Source organism: Aliivibrio sp. A6 (assembly GCF_028765505.1).
Classification (GTDB): Bacteria; Pseudomonadota; Gammaproteobacteria; order Enterobacterales; family Vibrionaceae; genus Aliivibrio; species Aliivibrio finisterrensis_A.
In genome coordinates this window covers 1-1,424 of the sequence record NZ_JARACR010000082.1, presented here as the reverse complement: position 1 = coordinate 1,424, position 1,424 = coordinate 1, and the positions used below count along the sequence as shown (strand labels likewise).

Here is a 1,424-nt window from a genome sequence, read left to right as displayed (position 1 = left end):
GTGCGTACTGAGTCCGAAATTTTTTGCACGGTTCATCAAAAGGATCGCGGCTTTCGTAGTTTCGGCTTAGTAAGCGTAAATTTCTTCTTTGTTGCCTTTTGATTTCCGTTTCATCAGGTTCGGCAAATTAGCCCTTATTTCCCTAAGTTCAGGCGTTTCAGAGGCATTTTTACGCTTCAATTGTTCTTTGGTTATGCCTCATTTTAGTCTGCATCAGTGTTTTCCTCTTGGCATTCTCAATCCCAATTGTTGTTAGGATATTTGGTTTATCAGTTCCAAACATGCTGAAACCAAACCGTTCAAATGGTGTAAGAAATGTATCTGTTTTCCATTCACTTTATCTCGCAATTTAAGAACATTTTGTTCGCTTAATTACTATCGGTAAATTAGAATTAGGGCCTAGAAAATCTTGGCAGGGCAGTTCTTTACCAAGTTAACCGAGCCGAAAGTAAGCACGCACAACAATCGCATCAACACGATTTTCTACATTCGGCATTCTAGGTTTCTTTGAGTTTACCGTATTAAGTGGTAAATTTGAGCTTAATCTGCATGGTAGCAAACGTGTTATGCAGGCGTTATGTTCTTGAGGTTAAAGGTAAAATCTATGAAAATTAAATATACATCGGCATTCTGGTGGCTGTTATCTCCAACATATAAATATGCTGAACTTAATAAGAATAAATTGATAGAGAATGGTGCTTGTCAAACGGAGTTATCTAGTGCTTTAAAAAAATACAACAAGAGATATTTTATATCCGCAATAATTATATGTATAGCTGTTCAAAGCCTTACGTATTTAGGTCAGACTTTATTCCCTGAGTCTGGCTTTTCTGCGCATCCATTAATTAAGTATCCATACTGGGCTATGGCTATAATTATTATTTGGCTTTTCCTTCTATCGCGTGGTATTGAAATCACGAAAGCATTTTTAGGCGATGCAATTGATAAGTTAAATGGTGAGCACTCTAATAGTGACTTAAAATACGGGGAAAGGTTAAAGCTAGCATTAACTAGTTATATTGAGTTAATCATCAATTTTGGTACTTTATATTTTTTAATGCCTCTGTGTTTTTACAAAGATTCCCACCAATTCTCTTCAATATTTGAAGCTATATATTTTAGTGGAATTACGATTACGACTGTAGGGTATGGGGATATTAGCCCTAGTTACTGGTTATTACAGTTTTTAACTGTATTCGAAGTATTAGCAGGTTTTAGTCTTATAGTTGTCTGTTTTACTATTTATTCTAGTCTTGCGTTATCTCAACCTGAGATTTGCAAAATATGTGGTAAAAAATTGAAGAAACGAACATAACAAATGCATCAACACGATTTGCTACATTCGGCATTCTAGATTTCTTTTGGTTTACCGTGTTAAGTGGTAAATTTAGGCTTAATCTACATGGTAGCAAACGTGTTATGCA

Annotated in this window: 1 protein-coding gene; it reads left to right on the top strand. The window is 35.3% G+C overall.

Annotated elements, in window-relative coordinates:
• Nucleotides 1-604: 604 nt before the first annotated feature.
• Nucleotides 605-1,315, top strand: a complete 711-nt coding sequence (locus tag PVK70_RS18660; protein WP_165367255.1) for a potassium channel family protein — start codon at nt 605-607, stop codon at nt 1,313-1,315.
• Nucleotides 1,316-1,424: the final 109 nt, after the last annotated feature.